The organism is Acidovorax sp. (assembly GCF_027492855.1).
Taxonomy (GTDB): domain Bacteria; phylum Pseudomonadota; class Gammaproteobacteria; order Burkholderiales; family Burkholderiaceae_C; genus Acidovorax.
Genome location: NZ_JAPUDY010000076.1, coordinates 12,788 through 36,494, shown reverse-complemented (window position 1 = coordinate 36,494; position 23,707 = coordinate 12,788). Strand labels below are relative to the sequence as shown.

Sequence of the window (23,707 nt, the reverse complement as noted above, 5' to 3'; positions counted from 1 at the left end):
CATCAAGCAGCCAGTTGCACGCGCATGGCGTCGATCACGCCTTTGTAGTCGGGTTTGCCAAAAATCGCGCTGCCCGCCACGAAGGTATCGGCGCCCGCATCGGCCACGCGGCGGATGTTGTCGGCCTTGATGCCGCCGTCCACCTCCAGGCGGATGTCCTTGCCCGAGGCGTCGATGCGCTTGCGCACGGCCTCGATCTTGCGCAGGGCCGAGTCGATGAAGCTCTGGCCGCCAAAGCCGGGGTTCACGCTCATGATGAGGATGAGGTCGATGTCGTCGATCACCCAGTCCAGCACGTCCAGCGGCTCGGCCGGGTTGAACACCAATCCGGGCTTGACGCCCTTGGCGCGGATGGCCTGGATGCTGCGGTGCACGTGGCCCGAGGCGTCGGGGTGAAAGCTGATGTAGTCTGCGCCCGCATCGGCAAACGCGGCCGCCAGGGCGTCCACAGGCTCGATCATCAGGTGCACGTCGATCGGCACGGCCACGCCAGCGGGCGTTTTGGCGTGTGGCTTCAAGGCCTGGCACACCATGGGGCCGAAGGTGAGGTTGGGCACGTAATGGTTGTCCATCACGTCAAAGTGGATCCAGTCCGCGCCAGCGGCGATGACGTTGCGCACTTCTTCGCCCAGGCGGGCAAAGTCGGCAGAAAGGATGGAGGGGGCGATTTGGAATGTGCGGCTCATCCCCCGATTGTCTCAAAGCGCAAAGAACCTGGGGGTTTGCGGGGCGACGGAGCCCACAGCGCGGGGCGGCACGGTTACCATTCGCCCCATGCCAAAGTACCAGTTTGACGTGGAAGTTCTGCCCGAATACCTTCCCGAGCAGTCTGCGCCGGACACCGGTGTGTTCAGCTTCGCCTACACCATCACCATTACCAACGCCGGAGGGGCGCCCGCCCAGTTGATCTCCCGGCACTGGATCATCAGCGACGCGCGCGGCCACACCGAAGAGGTCAAAGGCCTGGGCGTGGTGGGGCAGCAGCCCTTGCTCAAGCCCGGCGAGTCGTTCCAATACACCAGCGGCTGCCGCCTGCGCACGGCCAGCGGCACCATGCATGGCACCTTCCACTGCGTGGCCGAAGACGGTGAGCCCTTCAACACGCCCGTGCCGCTGTTCGTGCTGGAAGCGCTCGGCCACGGCCCTTCGGGCGACCCGTTGAGCGGGCGGGTGCTGCATTGAAGCGCGATTACCCCCACGCTCCCCAGGGGGCCGCTTTTCATCTTGGGGCGGCCCGGCGATGAGGAATTACCCCCACGCTCCCCACTTCGTGTGGTCGCTGCCCCCCAAGGGGGCCGTTTTTCATCTTGGGGCGGCCCGGCGATGAAAAATCACCCCCCCCCGACGACCGATCTGGACAGCCTCCTTGCGACGCTGGACCCTTCGGCCCATCTGGCCCACCGCCATCTGTGGCTGATCAACCTGCTCGACTGGGTGCGCGGCAAGGGCAATTCCGTGCCCGCCTCCGTGGAGCGGGTGCAGCTTTTTCTGGACACCGCAGAGGGTCGGCCAGACACCCAGCGCCAGTTGCAGGCCTGGTGGTCCACCCTGGTGGACCATGTGGACATCACCACCTTGCTGGCCGATTTCGGCTTTGCACCCCGCACCGCGCTGGTCAGCGAGGTGGCCGAGCGCCTGCGCATGAAGGTGATGCCGGGCAGCCCCGAGACCATCGATGCGTCTGAACTCTTCATGCTGGCGCTGCCCAGTGCCTTCGATGCCCAGTGGCTGGCTGCGCTGGGGGAAGATCAGCTCAACCGGCTGGTGAACCTGCTGGCACCCAGCGACCCCGATGGCCGCACCGGGGGCGCCACGCGCTGGCACAAGGCTTTGCTCGACGCCATCACTTACTGCGCGGGGCAGATCCTCTCGACCGGCTTCGCGCCCGAGCTGCGGCTGCGCATGAGCGAATCCACGCGCGAGGCCCAGCCGTTTCACGCGCTCATTCGCGAGGTGGAGAGCCTGCGCGTGGAGGTGCTGCACGCGCTGCGCACCCCCGATCGGCTCAACGAGAGCGCCCAGCGCCTGCGCGAGCGCCTGGAGGCCTGCCGCGCGGCGGCGGCCACCGTGTACACACATTTCGAGGACAACGGCATTTCGGTCGGGCTGGTGTTTCGCCTGCGGCAGCTGCGCGCGCGCATTCTGCGTGTGCGCGAGCTGCTCGACTGCCTGCTCTCGCCCAAGCCCGCCGTCACTGCTGCGCGCCTCATGGCGCACCTGGTGATGGTGGGGCAGGAGCGGCGCAGCCTGCGCGCGCTGCTGGCCGCCAACTCGTCCTTGCTGGCCGCCAAGGTGGCCGAGCGCAGCGCCGAAACCGGCGAGCACTACATCACCCGCACGGGCGCCGAATACGGCGCCATGCTGCGCAAGGCGGCGGGGGGCGGCGCCGTGATGGCCTTCACCACGCTGATCAAGTTCGGCATCTATGCGCTGGCGCTCTCCGCGTTCTGGGGGGGCTTCATGGCTGGCATCAACTACGCGGTCAGCTTCGTGCTGATCCAGTTGCTGCACTTCACCGTGGCCACCAAGCAGCCCGCCATGACGGCACCCGCCATGGCGGCCAAGCTCAAGGAGCTGGGCTCAGGCGATGCCATTGCGGAGTTCGTCGATGAGATCACGCACCTGGTGCGCTCGCAGGTGGCGTCCGTGCTGGGCAATGTGCTGGTGGTGTTCCCCGCCGTGCTGGGGCTGTCCATGCTGATCACCTGGGCCATCGGTGGCCCGGTCATCAGCCAGCACCAGGCCGAGCATGTGCTCGACTCGTTGCACTTGCTCGGGCCGTCGCTGCTCTTCGCCGCCTTCACCGGGGTCCTGCTGTTCGCGTCGAGCATCATCGCGGGGTGGACGGAGAACTGGTTCGTGCTCTACCGCCTGGACTCGGCCATGCACTACAACCCGCGCATCACACAGCTGCTGGGCGCTGAGCGCGCTGCGCGCTGGGCACGTTTCCTGCGCGAGAACCTCTCGGGCTTTGCGGCCAACATCTCGCTCGGGTTCATGCTGGGCCTGGTTCCCGCGTTCGCTTCGTTCTTCGGGCTGGGGCTGGATGTGCGCCACGTCACGCTGTCCACGGGGCAGATGGGTGCGGCCAGCGCGGCGCTGGGCATGGAGGTGATCCACATGCCCGCCTTCTGGTGGGCCATGGCCTCGCTGCCGTTTCTGGGCGCCTTGAACGTGTCGGTGAGCTTCTACCTGGCCTTCAGCCTGGCCCTGCGCGCGCAGAACGTGAGTGGCGTGGACCGCTCGCGCATTTATGCGGCCATTCGCGCGCGCATGCGCACGGCACCGCTGAGTTTTTTCATCCCCACACGCCGCACGGCGACCCCTTAGTTTTCTTCCGGAATCGCCAGCAGCGGCCCCAAAAACCGCCGCCCCCGTCCTACACGGGGAATGTGTTTCTGCCTGTAAATTAAGGGGGTTCAGTACCCAAACACTCCCTCTCTCTTCTGCGGAGGGCCTGGTACGCCTATCCTTCACAACATCGGGCAATGCCCATCCGACGCAGAGGTCCCATGACATGAATGAAATCCTGAGCTTTTGGGCGCAGTGGCTGCGCCCCTCGGCGGGACTGCCCACCGTGCAATGGTCGCTGCTGCTGGCCGTGGCCGCCATGGTGGGCTATCTCACGCAACGCCACACCGGGCTGCCCAAGGTAGTGGGCTATTCGCTGGTCGGCACCGTCGCAGGCCTCGCGGGCTTTGGTGGCGCCGTCTGGCCGCTGCAGGGCATTGGCCTGTTCTTGCTGGAACTGGGCATTGCCATCGTGCTGTTTGAATGCGGCGGGCGCATCCCGCTGCGCTGGTTCCGCCACAACCCGATGGTGCTGGTGCAGAGCATCGCCGAATCGGCACTGACCTACTTTGCCGTGTACTGGGTGCTGGTGTGGCTGCAATTGCCCGAGCAGGCCGCAGGCCCGCTGGCGCTGGTGGCCATGGCCGCTTCTCCTGCCGTGCTCACGCGCGTGGTGGCCGACACGCGGGCGGCCGGGCCGGTGACGGAACGCGCCATCGTGCTCACCACGCTGTCCACGCTGTATGCGCTGACCCTGGGCAGCGCCAAGGCCGAACTCATCAACCGCCAGAGCCTCACCGTGCTGGAGGCCGTGTACCCCGTGGTGGTGGTGCTGGGCGTGTCCATCGTGGTAGCAGCCGTGCTGGCCCTGGTCCTGCGCATGGCCCTGCGCCTCATGAGCCCCACGAGCGAGAACACCTCCATGCTGTTTCTCGCGCTGGTGGCGGCGGGCACGGCCGTGGCCGCGCACATGGGCGGGTCGGCCCCCCTGGCAGCGCTGCTGGGCGGCATGCTGCTCAAGCAACTCAACCCGCGCCCCTGGGCCTGGCCGCGCCAGTTGGGCAATGCATCGTCGCTGCTCACCATGCTGATGTTCGTGCTGGTCTCCACCGTGGCAGCGCAGGCCGACTGGAGCGCTCCCGTGGCCGGTGTGGTGCTGGCCCTGATTGCCGTGCGCCTGGTGGCCAAGGCCACCGGCGTGGCGCTGGGCAACGTGGGCAGCGGCGCCAGCTGGAAACAGGCCCTGTGGGTGGGCTGCGCGATGACGCCGATGTCGTCCATCGCCCTGCTGCTCGCCTCGCAGTTCGTGCTGGCATCGCCCTCCACCGGCCATGTGATCGCAGGGGTGGCGCTACCCGCCATCCTGCTCATGGAGGTGCTGGGTGCCGTGATCGCCACCGTGGCCATCTACCGTGCGGGCGAAAGCTCCAAACCCTGGGCCCCGCTGACCCGTGGCAACAATGGAGACAACAACCGTGAGTCTTGAAGCCTTCAACCATTCCGAACCACTGACGCTGGGCGTTGAGCTGGAGCTGCAGCTCGTCAACACCAACGACTACGACCTCGCGCCCTATGCCGAGGACATGCTGCGCCTCATGAAAAAAACCCCGCTGCCCGGCAGCGTGGTGCCCGAAATGACGAACAGCATGATCGAAATCTCTACCGGCATCTGCCACTCGGCCAGCGAGGTGCTGGGCCAGCTCACGCCCATCCGCGATGCGTTGGTCAAGAGTGCCGACAAGCTCAACATCGCCGTGGTGGGTGGGGGCACGCACCCGTTCCAGCAGTGGCATGAGCGCCGCATCTACGACAAGCCGCGCTTTCAGGAACTTTCGCAGCTCTACGGCTACCTCTCCAAACAATTCACCATCTTCGGCCAGCACGTGCACATCGGCTGTCCGGACGCCGATGCCGCGCTGCTCATGCTGCACCGCATGAGCCGCTACATCCCGCACTTCATTGCGCTCTCAGCCTCCAGCCCCTATGTGCAGGGGCACGACACGGCCTTTGATTCGGCCCGCCTCAATTCGGTGTTTGCCTTCCCGCTGTCGGGCCGTGCGCCCAGCGTGCTGACCTGGACGGACTTCGGCAAATACTTCGACAAGATGACGCGCACCGGCGTGGTGAAGAGCATGAAGGACTTCTACTGGGACATCCGCCCCAAGCCCGAGTTCGGCACCATCGAGATCCGGGTGTTCGACACGCCGCTCACCATCGAACGCGCCGCCGCGCTCGCGGGCTACGTGCAGTCGCTGGGCGCCTGGTTCCTGGCCGACCAGCCCTTCATGCCCGAAGAGGACGACTACCTCGTCTATACCTACAACCGCTTCCAGGCCTGCCGCTTCGGCATGGACGCCGTGTATGTGGACCCGGCCACGGGCGACCACATGCCGCTGCGTGAGCACATCCTGAAAACCATGGACAAAATCGCGGGCCATGCCGCCGTGCAGGGCGCGTCGAGCGCCATGCACATGCTGCGCACCGAGGTCGAGGCGGGCCAAAACGACGCCCGCTGGCTGCGCGAGCGCCAGCGTGAAGAGCAACTGCTGGCCGAGCTCTGCCGCCAGGCCGCGCAGCGCTTTCGCGGCGCGCCGGTCTAACCGGGGCCGTCACGCGGGTTGCGGCTGCTGCGCCAGCGCCAGCTTGCGCGCCTGCTGCGTGCGCCCGCCATAGCCCCAGTCGGTAGCGGGCAGCTCCCGCACCACCACGTAGCTGGCAACGGCCAACGCGCCATCTGTGGCCAATTGGCGTCGCAGTTCAGCATAGGCGGCCTCGATGAAGGCTGCCTTTTCCGCTGGCGTATTGGTGCCTTGGGTGATGCTGATCTCCAGCAGCGCCGTGGGCTGCTCGGCGGGCGTGTCGCCGATGTGCCAGCGTGCGGCAGGCAGGTCGTCGATGACCACCGCCGTCACCTCACGGCGCTTGCCCAGAAGGCTTACCGTGAGCTCGGTCAGCGCGTGCGCCAGCGACCGGTAGCGCTCGGGGTTTTGCAAGGGGGCGAGTTTCAGAACCAGGGTAGGCATGGCGCATCAGCTCCGGGCAGGGGCGCAAGGGGCGTGGTGCAGGGCATGGCCCCCCGCCAGGCGGCTGAGCCAGCGGGCGGCGCCGCGCAGCACCGAGCGCACAGCGTGGCCGGGGATGTCGCGCAGGGCCTCCTGGCGCAGTTGCAGCGCGCGCTGCTTGGCGGCTTCGCGCAAGCGGTGGTAGTCGTGCTGTGACAGCTCGTGGTGCAGGTGGTGATTGCTGTGCATTGCCATTCCTTTCGGTGTGTCTTGAAGCCTGTTCAGCGCTTCGTGGAGGGGTGAAGCGACTGTAGGTAAAGGCGCCCGCCACCGAAACCATGTGGGCTGCAACAGGGTTTTGCGTCTGCTGCAAAACCCCTGCCCGCGGGCTGCGCCATTACCATTGCCTGATGCGCGACATCCGCTTTGAAGACATGCACCTGTTCGCCCGCGTCGCTGACCTGGGTTCGCTGTCGGCGGCCGCGCGCGAGCGCAACGTACCGGTGAGCCAGGTCTCGCGCACCCTGGCGCGCATCGAAAAATCCACCGGCACGCGGCTCATCCACCGCAGCACCCACGGCCTCACGCCCACGGCCGAGGGGCAGACTTTTCTGGACTACTGCCGGCGCATCACCAGCACCCTGGACGAGCTGGAAGGCGAGTTCGCCAGCCAAAGCGGCCAGCCCAGCGGCTGGGTGCGCGTGGCCTGCAGCTCGGTGGTGGCCGAATATCTGCTGATACCCAGCTTCGAGAGCCTGCAGCAAAAGCACCCGCTGCTGCGCGTCGATCTGCTGGTGGACGACCGCATGGCCGACATGGCGCGCGACGGCATCGACATCGCCATCCGCACCGGGCCGCCGCTCACCGACACCGTGGTGGCCCGCCCGCTGGGCAACCTGGCGCGCGGCCTGTATGCCACGCCGGGCTACCTGCAGGCGCACGGCACGCCCCAGCAACCCGACGACCTGCGCCAGCACCGGCTCATCGCCAACAGCGCGGTGGCCTTTCTGAACCAATGGACGTTCCGCATGGATGGCGAGCCATACGTCCTGACGGTGGAGGGACACTGGCGCTCGGACAGCACCGCCACCACGGCGCGCATGGTGCTGCAGGGCCTGGGCATCGGGCGCCTGGCCACCATGGTGGGCGAGCCTCTGGTGCGCCAGGGCCTGCTTGCGCCCGTGCTGGCCCCGTTCACAGACCTGCAACCCAGCCCCATCCACGCCATCACCCTCACCCGCAGGCACCGGCTGCCCAAGATCCAGGCCTGCATCGACCACTGGGCGCAGTGGTTTGCGCAGCACTAGCGCGCCACCATTCCGCCCCGCCTTTTTCACCCATGTTTTCTGCTTTTTCACCGTCATCCCCAAACACCGGCGCCACGCCCGCAAGGCCGTGCCATGGGTGAGTTCGACCTGATCGCCCGCTACTTCACCCGTCCCGTGCGCAAGGCCGCCCTGGGCGTGGGCGATGACTGCGCGCTGCTGGCGCCCACGCCCGGCATGCAACTGGCTATCTCGAGCGACATGCTGGTGGAAGGCCGCCACTTTTTCGCCGACGTGGACCCCGAGGCGCTGGGCCACAAGGCGCTGGCCGTGAACCTGTCGGACCTGGCAGCTTGCGGCGCCCGCCCGCTGGCCTTCACCTTGGCCTTGTCGCTGCCGCGCGTCGATGAACACTGGCTCGCAGGCTTCTCGCGCGGGCTGCTGGCGCTGGCCGATGCGCATGGCTGCGAGCTGGTGGGGGGCGACACCACCCAGGGCCCGCTCAACCTCTGCATCACCGTGTTTGGCGAGGTGCCCACGGGCCAAGCCCTGCTGCGCAGCGGCGCAAAGCCCGGTGACGACATCTACGTGAGCGGCACGCTGGGCGACGCCCGCCTGGCGCTGGAGGCCCTGCTCGGCCACATTGCACTGCCCACAGACACACTGGCCCGCACCCGCCAGCGGCTTGAGCGCCCCACCCCGCGCGTAGCGCTGGGCCAGGCCCTGCGCGGCGTGGCCAGCAGCGCCATGGACCTCTCCGACGGGCTGCTGGGCGACCTGTCGCACATCCTCAAGGCCTCGGGCGTGGGGGCACGCATCGACACCCAGGTTACTACTAATTTGATAGCTGCTAGCGCTTATCCAATAAGCGGCAGCACCCCTTTTGACATTGAACTGATTCGCCAGTGCACGCTGGCCGGGGGCGACGACTACGAGCTGGCGTTCACCGCCCCACCTGCACGCCGGGATGACGTGGCCGCCGTCGCACAGGCCAGCGGCACACAAGTCACCCGCATCGGCTCCGTGCTGGCTGAACCTGGCCTGCGGCTGGTGGATGGACAGGGGCAGGCGGTGGAGAACCGCTATGCCTCGTTCGACCATTTCGGGTGAACGAAACAAAGGCCCCCATCAGCGCATCTGGAACAGCTCCTGGGGCGGCACGGCCAGCACCATGAGCAGCGACATCAGCCCCCAGGCCGCCAGGCCCGTGAGCAAAATCAATTGGTCGCGCCACCACAAGACGCGGCCCCATGCGAGCGGCGCGGGGTTTGATTCAGATCAGGGATCGGCGGTCACGCCAATGCCACGCGACGCCCCGGCGCAGCCAACATCCCCAAGTCAGCCAGCGCCAGGCGCACGGCTTGGTCGAACGGGGTGTGTGGTTCGTCACCGATGAGGGCATGCAGGCGGGTGTTGTCCAGCCGGTGCGGGGTGGCCCACAGGTAGCGCATGGCGGCCAGCGCCCCCAGCGTGGGGGCCATCACACCAGCAATGCGCAGCAGCGGCCAGGGCAAGCGGGCCACGCGCAATGCGCCCGCATCCGGCAGCCAGTCCCGCTCCATCGCAATCGCCGTGAAGCTGTGCAGCCATTGCTGCGCGGTGACATGGTGCCCCGCGAAGTGCAGGCACTCAAAGGCGGCCAGGCGGTCGCGCTGATGCGCCACGCGCACAAAGGTACGCGCCAGGTCGGGCAGGTAGGCCCAGGGCGTGGCCACATCCAGCGGGCCCGGCCAGGTGACGCGGCCTTTGTGCAGGTCTTTGGCAATGGCTTGGTCGAGCCAGCTGCCGGTGCCGCTGCCAAAAAAATCCCCGGCACGCAGCACCACGGCGCGCAAGCCGCCCTCCTGTGCGGCCGCCTGCAGGCGCTGCTCCAGTTGCACGCGCAAGCGGCCCTTGAAGCCGATGGCGGCCTGGGGCGTGTCCTCGCGCAGCACGGCGGGCATGTGCTCGCCAAAGTTATAGACATTGCCGGGCAACATCAACGTGGCCTGCAACGCACGGGCAATGGCGATGGCCGCGTCCATCAGCGCGGGGGCCTGCTCGCGCCAGGCCTTGTGCGTGTAGGGCGGGCTGAGCGCGTGCACCACCACCTGCGCGCCCTGCGCCTGGGCGGCCAGGGCCGGGGTGTCGTCCACGGCCACGGGCATCCACCACACGCCCTGTATCGCGGGCAATACCGCCGTCTGGGCCTTGGGCCGCACCTGGGCCAGCACCTGCCAGCCCGCCTGGGCAAACGCACGCACGGCGGCCATGCCCAGGCGGCCACGGGCGCCCAGAACCAGCACGGTCGAAGGGCTGTCTGCAGGCGGGCGTTGGGCGGGGTGGGGGGTCATGGCAAGGCTCCATTCGGAAGAGATGGTGTGATTGTGAAAACGCAGGCATCACTACACAATTGCCTAACCATTCATACCAGCAATGCAATTTTGAATACCTCATTGCGCCCTTTTTGCCCCTGGCTGCTGGCACGCTATCCCCATGAAACACCACTTTGACTGGAGCCTGGTGCAGTCCTTTTTGGCCGCGCTCGACCAGGGCAGCCTGCTGGGCGCGGCGCGGGTGCTGGGTGCCAGCCAGCCCACCATCGGCCGCCACATCGCCGAGCTGGAATCGCAACTGGGCACGGTGCTGTTCGAGCGCACGGGGCGCGGCCTGCTGCCCACGGCCACGGCGCTGCGGCTGGCAGAGTCGGCGCGCGCCATGGAGGCCGGGGCGCACCAGCTCGCGCGCAGCGTATCAAGCGCCGAGGCGGGGGTGAGCGGCACGGTGCGCATCACCGCCAGCCAGCCCGTGGCCTGCGCGCTGCTGCTGCCGGTGCTGGCGCGCATGCGCGAGGTGCTGCCCGAGGTGCAGGTGGAGTTGGTGGTCAGCAACGAAGTCACCAACCTGCTGCGCCGCGAGGCCGACATTGCCCTGCGCATGGTGCGCCCCGACCAGGCCAGCCTGGTGGCCAAACGCATCGGCGCGGTGGCGCTGAGCGCCTGCGCCCACCGCAGCTACCTGCGCCGCAAAGGCGCCCCCCAGCAGCCGCCCGACCTGCTGCAGCATGAGCTGATCGGCAGCGACCGGAACGAGGCCATCGCGCAGGGCTTTGCGGCCATGGGCTACCCGGTGAGTCGCCAGCACTTCGCCTTGCGCACCGACGACCTCATCGCCCACTGGGAGGCCGTGCGCGCGGGCCTGGGCATTGGTTTTGTGGCCCGCTATCTGCTGCGCCAAGACCCCGAGGTGGTGCCCGTGCTGCCCATGCTGCCCCTGCCCGAGCTGCCCATCTGGCTGACCGTGCACCGCGAAATCCGCACCAGCCGCAGGATTCGCGCGGTGTACGACTTTCTGGCACAGGAAGTGCCGCTGGGGTTGTAAGAACCTGTTTTCGATCTCCCCAAAGCCCCACGGCTGCTAGCATCCCATTCCCTTCGTCCATCGCGCCCGAGGAGCCCCGTGACCATCCGCATCCGCACCCCCATCGCCTCGCCGTCCATCCGCCGCCCACGGCCCTCCTTGAACGCCGCAGGGCTGGCCAGCCTGGCCCTGCTGTGCAGCGCGGCCCTGCCCGTGCTGGCCCAGGACAGCTCCCGCATCGCCCGCGTCACCGTCTATCCCGGCAGCGCCACCGTGGAGCGCGTGGCCAAGGTGCCCGCAGGCGCGCGCAGCCTCACGCTGGCGTGCCTGCCCGCGTCGCTGGATGCGCAAAGCCTGCAGATCAACGCCGACCCCGCCGTGCGCGTGGGCGAGTTCAACGTGCTCACCGAAGACCGCGATGTGGTGAGCGCCTGCGCCAGCCCGCTTGATGGCCGCATCCGCGAGCTAGAGGACCAGATCGCTGGCGTCAAGGCCGAAGCCTCGGCCCTGCAACTGGTGGATGGCTACCTGCGCAGCGTGGCCCACACGGGCGCCGCCCCCAGCGATGCAGCAGCAGGCCGCACTGGCAGCGCCGCCAGCCCGAGCCCCACGCCCAGCCAGATCACCGCCACGGCCGAGGTGCTGCGCAAGTCCGGGCAGGACAGCTTTGCGCGCGCGCACCAGCTCCAACGCAAGCAGGAATCGCTGGAGCTCACGCTCAAGCCCCTGGTGGCCGAGCGCGACCGCGTGGCCAGCCAGCGCGCACGGGTGGTCTCCGTCACCATCAACCTCGCTACCGAGCGCGAGGCCGAGCTGCGCCTGTCCTACCAGGTGCGCGGCCCCGGCTGGCAGCCCACCTACCGCGCCACGCTGGATGCCGCCAAATCCACGGTGTTGATCGAACGGCAGGCGCTGGTGGCGCAGAACAGCGGCGAAGACTGGGCGGGCGTGCAGCTCACGCTGTCCACCGGCCAACCCGGCCGCGCCACGCAGGGCCGCCTGCCACGCAACTGGACGCTGGATGTGGCCCCACCACCGCAGGCCATGCCCGCACCAGTCATGGCCATGGCGCCTCCACCGGCACCCATTGCCCGGTCGCGTAACGCCGGGGCTACCGTCGAGCAGGATGCAATGCCCAGCTTCGACGTAAGCGCCTTCGACAAGGGCTTTGCCACCGAGTTCGCCGTGCCCCAGCGCATCACCGTGCCATCGAGCGGCCAGCGCGTGACGCTGGCGCTGGGCAACCACACAGCGCCCGCCACGCTGATCACCCGCGTGGCGCCTGCCGTGGAGGAGGCAGCCTACCTGGTGGCCCACATCGCCCAGCCGCCCGGCGTGTGGCCTGCGGGCACGGCGGGCCTGTACCGCGACGGCGCCTTCGTGGGCAACGGCCGCATCGACTTTGGCACGCCCAGCGCGGGCGCTCCGGCAGGCGGCACCAGCCTGTCGTTTGGCCGCGATGAACTGGTCACCGTGCAGGCCGAGCCCGTGCAGGACCTGACGGGCAGCGCAGGCTTCACCGGCTCGCGCACCGAGCGCAAGACGCGCCGCGCCTACAGCGTGGAAAACCGCCACAAGGCCGCCATCACGCTGCAGGTGCTGCATGCGGCGCCGGTGTCGCGCAACGAAAAGATCGAGGTCGAATCGCGCTACCAGCCCCAGCCCACCGAGTTGACCTGGAACCGCACGCCCGGCACCGTGGCCTGGCAGCAGCCGCTGGCTGCGGGCGCCTCGGCGCAGTTCAGTGCCGAGCACACCATCCGCTATCCCAAAGACATTGAGCTACAGGAACGTCAATGACATGAAGCACCACTCCCTGAGTCGCTTCGCGCCTTGGCCTGGGCTGCGCCCGTTTTACGCGCTGTGGGTTAAGCAAAGCGCCATTGATCGTTGATATGACTCCCCTTTCCACCTCTGCACCCCGCCGCCCCACCGTGGGGTTCATGCTGGGCCACCCGGCCCATTTCATCGCCCTGGGTTTTGGCGCGGGGCTGTCGCGCGTGGCGCCCGGCACCGTGGGCACGCTGTGGGCCTGGCTGGCCTTTCTGGTGCTGCAGCAGTGGCTGTCGCCCCTGCACATGGGCGGGCTGATTGCAGCCGGCACGGTGGTGGGCTGGTGGGCCTGCACCACCACCGCGCGCAACCTGGGCGTGGCCGACCCCGGCAGCATCGTGTGGGACGAGGTGGTGGCTTTCTGGCTCGTGCTGTGGCTGGCCATGCCCATGGGCTTTTGGGGCCAGTTCATCGCGTTCGCGCTGTTCCGCTTTTTTGACGCCGCCAAGCCTGGCCCCGTGGGCTGGGCCGACAGCCTGTTCAAGGGCTTTGGCTGGCGCGGCGGCTGGGGTATCTTGTGGGACGACTTTGTGGCAGCCTTCTGCACCTTGCTGGTCATTGCGCTGTGGAGGTTCCTATGACAACCACCTCACTATCAAAAAATGAGCTGCTTGCGCTTGATACATCAGCGCTAGAGGCCAATTTGACTCAAATTTCCCTGCGCCTGCTGCAGCACGGCCACCTGCTGGCCACGGCCGAAAGCTGCTCGGGCGGCATGATTGCTGCGGCCTGCACCGACCTGTCCGGCTCCAGCCGGTGGTTCGAGCGCGGCTTCGTCACCTACTCCAACGAAGCCAAGACCGAAATGCTGGGCGTGCCCGCCGCCCTCATCGAACAAGAAGGCGCGGTGAGCGAGGCCGTGGCCCGCGCCATGGCCGACGGGGCACTGGCCCACTCGCGCGCCCACGCCAGCCTGGCCGTGACCGGCGTGGCCGGCCCCACGGGTGGCAGCGAAGCCAAGCCCGTGGGCACGGTGTGGTTTGCCTGGTGCGTGAACGGCGAAACCCATAGCGAGATGCAGCACTTTGCGGGCGACCGCGCCGCCGTGCGCGCAGCCACGGTGCGGTATGCGCTGCAGCGGCTGCTGGGTTTTCTGCCTGCCTGAATCGCCCTTTGAGCCGCCTACCCGCTTACCCGCGCGGCAGCACCACGTTCACCGCCGAGCCCGCCACAAAGGCTTCGATGTTGCCGATGAGCTGATCGGCCAGGGCCTGGATGGCCTCGGCGCTGGCCCAGGCCACGTGCGGGGTGAGCACGAAGTCCGGCCGATCCAGCAGCGCCATGAAGGGGTGGCCGGGCGGCGGCGGCTCCACGCTGGCCACATCAAAGCCCGCGCCGCTGATCTGGCCCGCTTGCAGCGCCGGGCCCACGGCCCGTTCATCGACCAGGCCGCCCCGGGCGGTGTTGATGAGCAGCGGGCGCCGCTGCATCTGCGCGAACTCGGGCGCGCCGATCATGTGGCGGGTAGACGCATTCAGCGGGCAGTGCAGCGTCAGCACGTCGGACTCGCGCAGGGTCTGCTCAAACGGCGTGTACATCCGGCCCTGGCCGCTGCGCCCCTTGTGGCCCGACACCAGCACCCGCATGCCCAGCGCCCGGCCCGTGGCGGCCACGGCCTGGCCCAGGGCGCCGTCACCGATCACGCCGAGCGTCGAGCCCGCCAGGTCGCGGATCGGGTAATCAAAAAAGCAGAACTGTCCCGCCTGCTGCCAGCGGCCTGCGCGCACTGCGTCGCGATAGGCGCAGATGCTGCGGCGCAGGGCAAAGATCAGCGCAAAAGTGTGCTCGGGCACCGTGTGCGTGGCGTAGTTGCGCACGTTGCTCACCGTCACGCCCTGGGCTTGGCAGGCCACCAAGTCCACGTTGTCGGTGCCGGTGGCGGCCACGGCCACCATGCGCAGGCGCGGCGCCTGCGCCAAGGCCTCTGCCGTGATGCGCACCTTGTTGGTGATCACGATGTCGGCATCGCGGATGCGCTCGGCCACCGCGTCAGCAGCAGTGGCGCCGTGCTCGGTCCAGATGTGGGCGAAAGCCGGGCGGCGCAACTGGGTGGCAGGCGAGAGGGTGTCGCGGTCGAGAAAAACGATGTGCATGGAGAAAAATCCGGGAGTCAAAGGGCCAGCAAACGGCGGGCTTCGGCGGCGACGGCCTCGGCCGTGATGCCAAAGAGCTGGTAGAGCGCAGGCGCCGGGCCAGAGGCGCCAAACCCGCGCATGCCCACAAAACCGCCGCGCGCGCCCAGGTACGCATCCCAGCCCATGCGGCAGGCGGCCTCCACGCCCACGCGTACGCCCGTGCTCGTGCCCAGCACGGCGCTGCGATAGGCTTCGTCCTGCGCATCAAACAGCTCCCAGCACGGCAGCGACACCACGGCGGTGCCTACGCCCTCGCTCTCCAGCATCTGCCGCGCGGCCACGGCCAGCGCCACCTCTGAGCCAGTGGCCAGCAGCGTCACCTGACGCGGTCCACACGAGGCCTCGTGCAGCACATAGCCGCCACGGGCACTGAGGTTGTCGGCGTCGGGGCGGGTGCGCACCAGCGGCAGCGTCTGGCGCGCGAACACCAGGCTCACCGGCCCGCTGGGGTGGCCCATGGCGGTCTCCCAGCACTCGGCGGCTTCCACCGCGTCGGCCGGGCGCATCACCCACATGTTGGGCATGGCGCGCAGCGACGCGAGGATTTCCACCGGCTGGTGCGTGGGCCCGTTCTTGCCGATGCCGATCGAGTCGTGGCTGAACACGAACTTCACCGGCAGGCCCATGAGCGCGGCCATGCGCATGGCAGGGCGCTCGTAATCGGAGAACGCGAGATAGGTCACGCTCAGCGGCACGATGCCGCCGTGTGCGGCCATGCCGTTGGCCATGGCGCCCATCACATGCTCGCGCACGCCGCAGTGCACGTAGGCGCCGCCGGGGTCGGTGGCGGTGAACGCGCGCAGGCTGCGCTTGTGGCTGGTGGGGGCCTCCAGGTCGGCGCAGCCCACCATGCGCTCGGGGACCACGGGGGCCAGCAGGTCGTTGATCTCGGCCGACACCAGGATGCCGCCCTGGCCCTCAGGCTGGGTTTGTGCGCGGGCCTTGTAGTCATGCAGCACCTGCTGCCAGCCTGCGGGCAGGCGGCCTTCCATCACGCGGCAGAACTCCTCGCGCTCGGCGGCTGGCAGGGCCTGCACGCGCCCCCGCCAGGCGGCATGCTCTGCCGCGCTGCGCCGACCGGCGGCGCGCCAGCCCTGCAGCACCTCGGGCGGCACCACAAACGGCGCATGGGGCCAGCCCAGCAGCGCGCGGGCCTCGTCGGCATCCTGCTCATACAGCCGCGCGCTGTGGCCGCCGCGCTGGCCCTGCACGCGGGGCAGGCCCTTGCCGATGATGGTGCGGCAGGCGATGAGGGAGGGGCGCCGGTCCTTGCGCGCCAACGCCAGGGCGGCCGACACGGCGTCGATGTCATGGCCGTCCACCTCTTCCACATGCCAGCCCGCTACACGGAAGCGCTCGGCCACGTTTTCGCTGATCGACAGCGAAGTGGCGCCATCGTCGGTGATCAGGTTGTCATCCCACAGCAAAACCAGGCGACCCAGTTGCAGGTGCCCGGCCAGCGAGATCATTTCCTGCCCCACGCCTTCCTGCAGGCAGCCGTCGCCCACGAAGGCATAGGTGTGGTGGTCCACCAGGCCGCTGCCAAAACGCGCACGCAGGTAGGCCTCGGCCACCGCCATGCCAAAAGCGCTGGCAATGCCCTGGCCCAGCGGGCCGGTCGTGAGCTCGATGCCGTGCTCAGGGTGGCGCTCGGGGTGCCCTTCACAGATCGCCCCCAGCTCGCGGAACGCGCGGATCTGGTCGAGCGTGATGGCCTCGTAGCCGGTCAGGTGCAGCAGTGCATACAGCAGCATCGAGCCATGGCCGTTGGACAGCACCACACGGTCGCGGTCCCACCAGGTGGGGTGGGCCGGGTCGAACTTCAGGTGCTGGGTGTAGAGCGCGGTCGCGATCTCGGCCATGCCCAGAGGCACCCCTTGGTGGCCTTCGGTGGCGCGGACGATGGCGTCGATGGAAAGAAAGCGGATGGCATGCGCCAGGGGCTGCAGGGGATGGGCACTCATGGTGTGCGCAGCGCGCCGCAAGGGGGCGCCGCTTGTCTCCGGGTTGTGGATGTCAAGGGAACGAGCCCGAATTCTTGGGCGCGCGCTGCATGACGACAAGCGACGAATATTCAGGGATGAATGAAATCCGTTCACACATGGGCCAAAATGGCCCCCACAGCACCGGCCCTCAGCGCCTCGTAGCGAGAAGCGCCTCCTCGCGCATCCAGTCGAGAAAACGCTTCACCTCGGGCCGGGCCGCGTGGCGCCCCGGATACACGAGGAAGTGGGCCTGCACCTCCAGCTCCACCTCGGGGCCGAACACCGGCTGCAGGCGGCCGGTGGCGATCAGCGCCTGGCCCAGGGTGGTGCTCTCCAGGGCCACACCCAGGGACCGCGCCGCCGCATCCAGGCTCATCATCGCGCGGTCGAAGCGCAGCGCCATGCGCTCGGGGCGCTCGCCCGGCAGAAAACGTGCGAACCAGTCGGGCCACTGCGCGACGTTGACCATCGATTGGACCAGCGGCACGCGCAGCAGATCCTGCGCGGTGTGTATGGCGTGGGTGCGAATGAACTCGGGGCTGGCCAGTGGCATGACCTTTTCGGCAAACACGGGCTCGACCTCCAGGTTGGGCCAGTTCGGCAGTCCGTAGCGGATGTCGATGTCCACCAGGCCGAGCTGAAAGTCCGAGTGCGCGTGCGAGGCCGACAGCGAGAGCGCGATGTCGGGGTGCCGCCGCGTGAAGCGCGAGATGCGCGGCATGAGCCACAGGCTGGCAAAGCTGGGGCTGCAGTGCAGGTGCAAGGTGTCCTGCATGCCGTGGCGCAGGCTTTCAGTGGCGGCGTTGATGGCGCCGAGGGCATTGGCCACGCGCTGCAGGTAGCTCTGCCCCGCGGGGGTGAGCTCAACGCCACGCGCCGAGCGCTCGAACAGCCGCACGCCCAGCAGGCCTTCGAGCTTGGCCAGCTGGTGGCTCACGGCCGAGGGCGTGAGGTGCAACTCGCCCGCCGCGAGCGAGAAGCTCTTGCGGCGCGCAATGGCTTCAAACGCTTGCAAAGCACTGAGTGGAGGAATCATGGTGAGTGACGATTGTTCATCTATTGCACCGCAACATGAACAAAATTAAATCTTGGGTGAGTTTATATCGTTTGTTTTCAAAGACCACGGCTTCCAGAATCCGCCCTCAAAGCAACGCAGTACATCAACGCAAAGGAGACACACATGCTGCTCAAGGACAAGGTCGCCGTCATCACGGGCGGCGCAGGGCTCAACGGTTTGGGGTTCGCCACGGCACGCATGATGGCCGCGCAGGGCGCCAAGGTGGTGATCCTCGATCTGGAGGGCACCAACCCGCAGGCCGCCGCCGCGCAGATCGGCAGCGAGCACCTGGGCCTGGTGGCCAATGTGATCGACAAGGCGTCATGCGAAGCGGCCGCGACCGCCATCCTGGCCAAATACGGCCGCATCGACATCCTCGTGAACAACGCAGGCGTCACCCAGCCCGCCAAGTTCCTGGATATCACGGGCGCCGACTACGACCGTGTGCTCGACGTGAGCCTGCGCGGCATGTTGTACGCATCGCAGGCCGTGCTGCCCGCCATGCTGGCGCAAAAGAGCGGCTCCATCGTGTGCCTCTCGTCGGTGTCGGCGCAGCGCGGCGGCGGCATCCTGGGCGGGCCGCACTACTCGGCCGCCAAGGCGGGCGTGCTGGGCCTGGCCCGCGCCATGGCGCGCGAATACGGCGGCAGCAACATTCGCGTGAACTGCGTCACGCCAGGCCTGATCGCCACCGACATCAACAAGGGAAAAATCCCCGACGACAAGCGCCAGGGCATCCTGGACGGCATTCCGCTGGCACGCATCGGCGAGCCCAATGACGTGGCGGGCTGCATCGTGTTCCTGGCCAGCGACCTGGCCAAGTACTGCACCGGCGTCACGCTCGACGTGAACGGCGGGATGCTGATCCATTGAGCCTGTTTTTCCGGCTTTCATCCGCCAGCAGCGCGGTATCGCTGCGTTCACAACAACGAGGAGACATCATGACCCGCTTCAACCTTTTCCGTCGCACCGCCCTGCTGGCCGCGCTGGCCTGCGCCAGCGCCGCCACCTTTGCCCAGGCCCCCATCAAACTGACCCTGGGACACAACGCCGCCCCCGGCAACCCCAAGGCGCTGGGTGCCATCTACTTTGCAGAACAAATGGCTGCACGCAGCAGTGGCCGCATCACCGTGCAAGTCGCAGGGGCCGCGCAGCTTGGTGACGACCAGACCATGCTCACCGCCATGCGCACCGGCACGCTGGACATGAGCGTGAACTCGCAGGGCCCGGTCTCTGCCGTGGTGCCTGAGGCCGCCGCTTTGGGCCTGCCTTTCCTGTTCTCGTCGCTGCCCCAGGCCTGGAAGCTGCTGGACGGCCCGATTGGCAAAGAGCTGGCGCACAAATTTGAAGCCAAGAATCTGGTGGTGCTGGCCTGGTGGGACAACGGCATTCGCCAGACCACCAACAACAAGCGCCCCGTCACCAAGCCCGACGATCTGAAGGGCATGAAGATCCGCACGCCCGCAGACCCTGCCACGGTCGATTTGTTCGAGGCCATGGGCGCCAGCACGCAGCAGATCAACTTCTCCGAGCTGTATGTGGCCATCCAGCAAGGCGTGGTGGACGGACAGGAAAACCCGCTCGCCAACATCCATTCCAGCAAGCTGTACGAGGTGCAGAAGTACCTCTCGTTGACCCGCCACAAGTACGAGTCCATGCCGTTCCTGATGAGCGGCATCAGCTGGAAAAAACTGTCTGAGGCCGACCGCAAGCTGGTCAGCGACGTGGCCGCAGAAGCCGCCACCTACGAGCGCAAGCTGATGCTGGAATCCGACGAAAAGCTGATCGGTGAATTCCGCAAGATGCCCACCGTGACCGTCAACGAGCCCGACCTGGCTCCCTTCAAGGCAGCCACCGCCAAGGTGTGGGACAAGTGGGAAGCCGCGCCCGTCGGCGACTTCGTCAAGAAGCTGCGCGCGGAAGCCGCCAAGCTGTAAATCAGCGGCGAGGCAGGCGCAGCCCTGCCCTCGCCCAGAGGCGCCACCGGGTCAGGAGGCGTCTCGTTTCAAACCGATGCCGCACACCGTGCGGCACATCAGGAGAAGCGCATGACGCCTCAAACTTCGCTGGGTAGTGCTGTCCAAAAAATGGAGGCAGGCATAGAGATGGTCTGCAAAGCCGTGTTGTTGTTGAGCGGGTTTGGCCTGCTGGCCGTGCTGGTGGTCAACGTGTTTGTCCGCTACGTGCTGGAGGGCAGCGTGAAAGCGGCCTCGGAACTGCCCACGCTGCTGTTCCCCTGGTTTGTGATGGGGGGCGTTGTGCTGGCTGCCGTGCGTGGCAACCATGTGGCCATGCAACTGACCATGCATACCCTGCCACCGCCCGGCAGGCGCGTTTTGTCGCTGCTGATCCATGGCCTGTCGGCCGTGGTGTTTGCCGTGTTGGGATGGCACGCCATTGAAAACACCGTCATTGCACACGACGAACTCAGCACCATTCTCCACGTGCCCGGCAGTGTGGGCTATGCCGCGCTGACCGCCACGTTTTTCATGCTGGCCTTGTGCGCGGCCACCGCCTTCGTGCGCTTTGGCGTGCTGGGCCAGCCCGTGGTAGCAGACTTGGCATCGGCTGAAGGAACCATCGTATGAGCGCCGTGATGATGCTGGTCTTCCTGGTCCTGTTGATCCTGTCGTTTCCGGTGGGATACGCATTGACGCTGGGGGCCTCGATCGCTCTGTTTTTCAATAGCGACATCCCCATGCTGGCCGTGGTGCAGCAGATGTTTTCTCCCACCCAGTCGTTTCCGATGATTGCCATTCCGTTCTTTGTGATGTCGGGCGACATCATGATGTCGGGCAAGCTGGGGCAGTCGTTGATCCACTTTGCCACCGACCTGGTGGCGCGCTTTCGTGGCGGCCATGCGCAGGTCAGCGTGTTGGGCTCTACCCTGTTTGGCGGCGTGTCCGGCTCGGCCGTGGCCGATGCCACAGCGCTCGGTTCGGTGCTGGTGCCATGGCAAAAGAAGGTTGGCTACCCCCCGGCATTTTGTGGCGCCACCATTGCGGCGGCATCCACCATCGACATCCTGATTCCGCCATCCATCCCGCTGATCCTGTACTCGCTGGTGTCGAATGCGTCGATCGGCGCGCTCTTTCTTGCCGGCATCCTGCCGGGCATCGCGCTGGCTGTGGGCTTCCTGGCAGTCTGCAACATCAGCGCACGCCTGCGCGGCTTTCCCTACGAGAAAAAGCCCGTTGCCTGGGGCGCCATGGGCCGCCGCGCCGTGTATGCAACGCCTGCGCTGATGATGCCGGTATTCGTGCTCGTGGGGCTGCGCTTCGGCGTGGCCACGCCCACCGAGATCAGCACCCTGGCCGTGGCCTATGCGCTGCTGGCCGCAACCTTCATCTACCGCGACCTGAGCTTTAAGCGCGTGATGCGCGCCATGATCACGGCCGGTGTGGCCACCGGTGTGGTGATGATGCTGATCATGTCGTCCTCCGTGGTGGGCTGGATGCTCACGCTCGATCAGGTGCCCGAGCTGATCGTCAACTGGTCCAAGCAATTCGTTCACAGCCAGACTGCCATGCTGATGCTTATCAACGGCGTGCTGCTGCTGGCAGGCATGTTTCTGGACCTGCCCGCGGCCATTTTGCTGCTTGGCCCGCTGCTGATTCCCCTGGCCCAGAGCTACGGGATCGACCTGGTGCAACTGGGCATCATCGTGGTGATCAACCTGGCCATCGGGCTGTACACACCGCCCGTAGGGACCACGCTGTTCATCGGGGCCACGCTGGCCAAAGTCAAGATAGGCGAGACCGTCAAGGAGCTGGTGCCCTTCTACTTTGTGGCGCTGACCGTGCTGCTTCTGTTCACCTACGTCCCGTCACTCACCTGGCGCGGCTAGTGCCCTCCCTTCGTCCTTTCTTCTTCTCTCTTCTACAACCATGACGACATTGACTTTGGGTTTTGTGGGCCTGGGCGCCATGGGCCAGAATGCGGCCCGCCGCTTGCTTGAAGCCGGGCACCGGGTGCAGGGCTTTGACCTGCGCCCCGAGAGCCTGCAGGCGTTTTCGGCCAACGGTGGCACGGTGGTCAGCAGCTTGCCTCAGGTGTGCGACCAGGCCCTGGGCACCGTGCTGTTCGTCGTCAACGCGGCGCAAGCGGAAGCCGTGTTGTTCGGCCCCAATGGCCTGGCGGCTGCGGCTGCACCGGGGCACCTGGTGATCTCGTGCGTCACCATGTCGGCGGCCGATGCCCGCAGGCTGGCGCAGCGCTGCCAGGAGCACCAGCTGGTGTTTGTGGATTCGCCAGTGAGCGGTGGCGTGGCCGGGGCGCAGGCTGGCAGCTTGAGCATCATGGCATCGGCACCTGCCGCAGCACTGCAGGCCTGCGCCCCGGTGTTTGCCGCCATGGGCAGCCGGGTGCTGCATGTGGGCCAAGAGGCGGGTCAGGGCTCCACCTTCAAGACCATCAACCAGCTGCTGTGTGGCGTGCACCTGGCCGCAGCCGGTGAGGCCATGGCCATGGCCGCACGGGCTGGCCTGGACACCCAGCAGGTGTTTGACCTGGTGAGCCAGAGTTCTGCTGCATCCTGGATGTTGGGTGACCGCGGCCCCGCCATGGTGCAGCGCAGCTACACCCCCACCCGCAGCGCGGTCGACGTCTTCGTCAAGGACCTCGGGGTGGTGGTGGATCTGGCCCGTGATCTGCGCTTTCCGGCGACCGTGAGCGCTGCCGCACTGCAAAGTTTTCTAGGGGCCAGCGGTGCTGGCCTGGGCCAACAAGACGACGCTGCCGTGACCGAGTTTTACCGCCTGGGAACACTGCCCCATGACTGACCGCGTGGGTGCGCTGAATACAGGTGCTACCTCCTGCTGCCTGGTTTTGCCATCCACCCCTGCCTGAATCACGAATCGAAAGACCATCATGAAACTTGCCATTGGCTGCGATGAAGCCGCCTACCGCCCCCAGCAGATACTGAAACAACCCATGATCGATGTGGGAGGGCGTTCACTATGAGCAGCATCGCCGCACTACAAAACTGCGCCTACCGCATCCGCCGCTACGCCGTGCGCATGGGCGAGGTACAAGGCCAAGGCTACGTGGGCCAGGCCCTGGGCTATGCCGATGTGCTGGCCGCAGCCTACGGCCACGCGCTGAACCTGCGCCCCGAAGACCCCCACTGGGATGGCCGCGACCGCTTTTTACTATCACACGGCCACTACGCCATCGCCTTCTACGCGGCGCTGATCGAGGCCGGCATCATCCCCGAATCCGAGCTGGAGACCTACGGCAGCGACGACAGCCGCCTGCCCATGTCCGGCATGGCCACGTACACACCGGGCATGGAGATGTCGGGCGGCTCGCTGGGCCAGGGCTTGCCGATTGCCGTGGGCATGGCGCTGGGCCTGCGCCACAAAGGCAACCCGGCGTTTGTCTACAACTCCATGTCGGACGGCGAACTGGACGAGGGCTCCACCTGGGAGGCCGCCATGTCCGCCAGCCACCATGGCCTGGGCAACCTCATCTGCCTCATCGACATCAACAACCAGCAGGCCGACGGGCCTTCGAGCAAGGTGCTGGGCTTTGAGCCGCTGACCGACAAGTGGGCCGCGTTCGGCTGGCATGTGCAGCGCGTGGACGGCAACCATTTGCCCGCCGTGGTGCGCGCCTTCGACACCGCACGCCAACTGCCCGAGCCCCGGCCCCGGGTGATCCTGTGCGACACGCTCATGGGCAAGGGCGTGCCCTTTCTGGAGCAGCGCGACAAGAACCATTTCATCCGCGTCGATCCCCCCGAGTGGCAGCAGGCCCTCGACTGGCTCGATGCCCACCGTCCTTGATACCGGGGGAGACA

General features: G+C 67.2%; 23 protein-coding genes. 16 read left to right on the top strand and 7 right to left on the bottom strand.

Features of this window, described 5'->3' with window-relative positions; all coding sequences use genetic code 11:
- Positions 1 to 2: 2 nt before the first annotated feature.
- Positions 3 to 686, bottom strand: a complete 684-nt coding sequence (rpe, locus tag Q0105_RS15220) for a ribulose-phosphate 3-epimerase (protein ID WP_298212977.1) — start codon at positions 684 to 686, stop codon at positions 3 to 5.
- 88 nt (positions 687 to 774) lie between these two features.
- Between rpe and apaG the strand changes: the two genes are divergently transcribed.
- The 4 genes from apaG to Q0105_RS15200 all read left to right on the top strand — a co-directional run bounded on the left by apaG (position 775) and on the right by Q0105_RS15200 (position 5,891).
- The gene (gene apaG / locus Q0105_RS15215) at positions 775 to 1,182 is read left to right on the top strand and encodes a Co2+/Mg2+ efflux protein ApaG (RefSeq protein ID WP_298212976.1); all 408 of its coding nucleotides are present in this window, start codon (positions 775 to 777) and stop codon (positions 1,180 to 1,182) included.
- Positions 1,183 to 1,323: 141 nt separating this feature from the next.
- On the top strand, positions 1,324 to 3,330 hold the full coding sequence (locus Q0105_RS15210) for a site-specific recombinase (RefSeq protein ID WP_298212975.1): 2,007 nt from the start codon (positions 1,324 to 1,326) through the stop codon (positions 3,328 to 3,330).
- Between the two features lie 187 nt (positions 3,331 to 3,517).
- The gene (locus Q0105_RS15205) at positions 3,518 to 4,777 is read left to right on the top strand and encodes a cation:proton antiporter (RefSeq protein ID WP_298212974.1); all 1,260 of its coding nucleotides are present in this window, start codon (positions 3,518 to 3,520) and stop codon (positions 4,775 to 4,777) included.
- Complete coding sequence (locus tag Q0105_RS15200; RefSeq protein WP_298212973.1) at positions 4,767 to 5,891, top strand: YbdK family carboxylate-amine ligase; 1,125 nt, start codon at positions 4,767 to 4,769, stop codon at positions 5,889 to 5,891. The genes Q0105_RS15205 and Q0105_RS15200 overlap by 11 nt, the downstream gene beginning before the upstream one ends.
- 9 nt (positions 5,892 to 5,900) lie before the next feature.
- On the opposite strand, the gene Q0105_RS15195 is transcribed toward Q0105_RS15200, so the two are convergent.
- Together Q0105_RS15195 and Q0105_RS15190 are read right to left on the bottom strand one after the other, a co-directional pair.
- Positions 5,901 to 6,314 (bottom strand): tautomerase family protein, encoded by a 414-nt coding sequence (locus Q0105_RS15195; protein ID WP_298212972.1) that lies wholly within the window; start codon positions 6,312 to 6,314, stop codon positions 5,901 to 5,903.
- A gap of 6 nt (positions 6,315 to 6,320) precedes the next feature.
- Entirely contained in the window at positions 6,321 to 6,542 is a 222-nt protein-coding gene (locus Q0105_RS15190; protein ID WP_298212971.1) for a hypothetical protein, read from the bottom strand.
- A 161-nt stretch (positions 6,543 to 6,703) separates the two neighbouring features.
- On the opposite strand from Q0105_RS15190, the gene Q0105_RS15185 reads away from it, so the two are divergent.
- Positions 6,704 to 7,600 (top strand): LysR family transcriptional regulator, encoded by an 897-nt coding sequence (locus Q0105_RS15185; RefSeq protein ID WP_298212970.1) that lies wholly within the window; start codon positions 6,704 to 6,706, stop codon positions 7,598 to 7,600.
- A 93-nt stretch (positions 7,601 to 7,693) separates the two neighbouring features.
- Positions 7,694 to 8,668: a thiamine-phosphate kinase gene (gene thiL / locus Q0105_RS15180; protein ID WP_298212969.1), complete on the top strand. Its 975-nt coding sequence runs from the start codon at positions 7,694 to 7,696 to the stop codon at positions 8,666 to 8,668.
- Between the two features lie 182 nt (positions 8,669 to 8,850).
- Here the strand turns inward: thiL and Q0105_RS15175 are convergent, their stop codons facing one another.
- Complete coding sequence (locus tag Q0105_RS15175) at positions 8,851 to 9,891, bottom strand: NAD-dependent epimerase/dehydratase family protein (RefSeq protein ID WP_298212968.1); 1,041 nt, start codon at positions 9,889 to 9,891, stop codon at positions 8,851 to 8,853.
- Positions 9,892 to 10,033: 142 nt separating this feature from the next.
- On the opposite strand from Q0105_RS15175, the gene Q0105_RS15170 reads away from it, so the two are divergent.
- The 4 genes from Q0105_RS15170 (at position 10,034) to Q0105_RS15155 (ending at position 13,835) form a co-directional block, all read left to right on the top strand.
- Positions 10,034 to 10,918, top strand: coding sequence for a LysR family transcriptional regulator (locus Q0105_RS15170; protein WP_298212967.1), 885 nt, complete (start codon positions 10,034 to 10,036; stop codon positions 10,916 to 10,918).
- A gap of 78 nt (positions 10,919 to 10,996) precedes the next feature.
- A complete protein-coding gene (locus tag Q0105_RS15165; RefSeq protein WP_298212966.1) occupies positions 10,997 to 12,697 on the top strand; it encodes a DUF4139 domain-containing protein in 1,701 nt (566 codons plus the stop codon).
- Between the two features lie 95 nt (positions 12,698 to 12,792).
- Entirely contained in the window at positions 12,793 to 13,311 is a 519-nt protein-coding gene (locus Q0105_RS15160; RefSeq protein ID WP_298212965.1) for a phosphatidylglycerophosphatase A, read from the top strand.
- Positions 13,308 to 13,835, top strand: coding sequence for a CinA family protein (locus Q0105_RS15155; protein WP_298212964.1), 528 nt, complete (start codon positions 13,308 to 13,310; stop codon positions 13,833 to 13,835). Before Q0105_RS15160 ends, Q0105_RS15155 begins: the two co-directional genes overlap by 4 nt.
- 25 nt (positions 13,836 to 13,860) lie before the next feature.
- On the opposite strand, the gene Q0105_RS15150 is transcribed toward Q0105_RS15155, so the two are convergent.
- From Q0105_RS15150 to Q0105_RS15140, 3 genes are all read right to left on the bottom strand, one after another.
- On the bottom strand, positions 13,861 to 14,823 hold the full coding sequence (locus tag Q0105_RS15150; RefSeq protein WP_298212963.1) for a D-2-hydroxyacid dehydrogenase: 963 nt from the start codon (positions 14,821 to 14,823) through the stop codon (positions 13,861 to 13,863).
- Between the two features lie 17 nt (positions 14,824 to 14,840).
- A complete protein-coding gene (gene tkt / locus Q0105_RS15145; protein WP_298212962.1) occupies positions 14,841 to 16,829 on the bottom strand; it encodes a transketolase in 1,989 nt (662 codons plus the stop codon).
- Between the two features lie 169 nt (positions 16,830 to 16,998).
- Positions 16,999 to 17,886 (bottom strand): LysR substrate-binding domain-containing protein, encoded by an 888-nt coding sequence (locus Q0105_RS15140; RefSeq protein WP_298212961.1) that lies wholly within the window; start codon positions 17,884 to 17,886, stop codon positions 16,999 to 17,001.
- Between the two features lie 144 nt (positions 17,887 to 18,030).
- Here Q0105_RS15140 and Q0105_RS15135 point away from each other — a divergent pair, with 144 nt between their 5' ends.
- The 6 genes from Q0105_RS15135 to Q0105_RS15110 all read left to right on the top strand — a co-directional run bounded on the left by Q0105_RS15135 (position 18,031) and on the right by Q0105_RS15110 (position 23,693).
- Positions 18,031 to 18,780, top strand: a complete 750-nt coding sequence (locus Q0105_RS15135) for a glucose 1-dehydrogenase (RefSeq protein ID WP_298212960.1) — start codon at positions 18,031 to 18,033, stop codon at positions 18,778 to 18,780.
- Positions 18,781 to 18,848: 68 nt separating this feature from the next.
- Entirely contained in the window at positions 18,849 to 19,844 is a 996-nt protein-coding gene (locus Q0105_RS15130; protein ID WP_298212959.1) for a TRAP transporter substrate-binding protein, read from the top strand.
- Between the two features lie 111 nt (positions 19,845 to 19,955).
- Complete coding sequence (locus Q0105_RS15125; protein ID WP_298212958.1) at positions 19,956 to 20,495, top strand: TRAP transporter small permease subunit; 540 nt, start codon at positions 19,956 to 19,958, stop codon at positions 20,493 to 20,495.
- Positions 20,492 to 21,754, top strand: coding sequence for a TRAP transporter large permease (locus Q0105_RS15120; RefSeq protein WP_298212957.1), 1,263 nt, complete (start codon positions 20,492 to 20,494; stop codon positions 21,752 to 21,754). The genes Q0105_RS15125 and Q0105_RS15120 overlap by 4 nt, the downstream gene beginning before the upstream one ends.
- Positions 21,755 to 21,794: 40 nt before the next feature.
- Positions 21,795 to 22,688 carry an NAD(P)-dependent oxidoreductase gene (locus tag Q0105_RS15115; protein ID WP_298212956.1) on the top strand — a complete coding sequence of 298 codons (894 nt, stop codon included), beginning with the start codon at positions 21,795 to 21,797 and terminating at the stop codon, positions 22,686 to 22,688.
- A gap of 177 nt (positions 22,689 to 22,865) precedes the next feature.
- A complete protein-coding gene (locus tag Q0105_RS15110) occupies positions 22,866 to 23,693 on the top strand; it encodes a transketolase (protein ID WP_298212955.1) in 828 nt (275 codons plus the stop codon).
- The last annotated feature ends 14 nt before the right edge of the window (positions 23,694 to 23,707 follow it).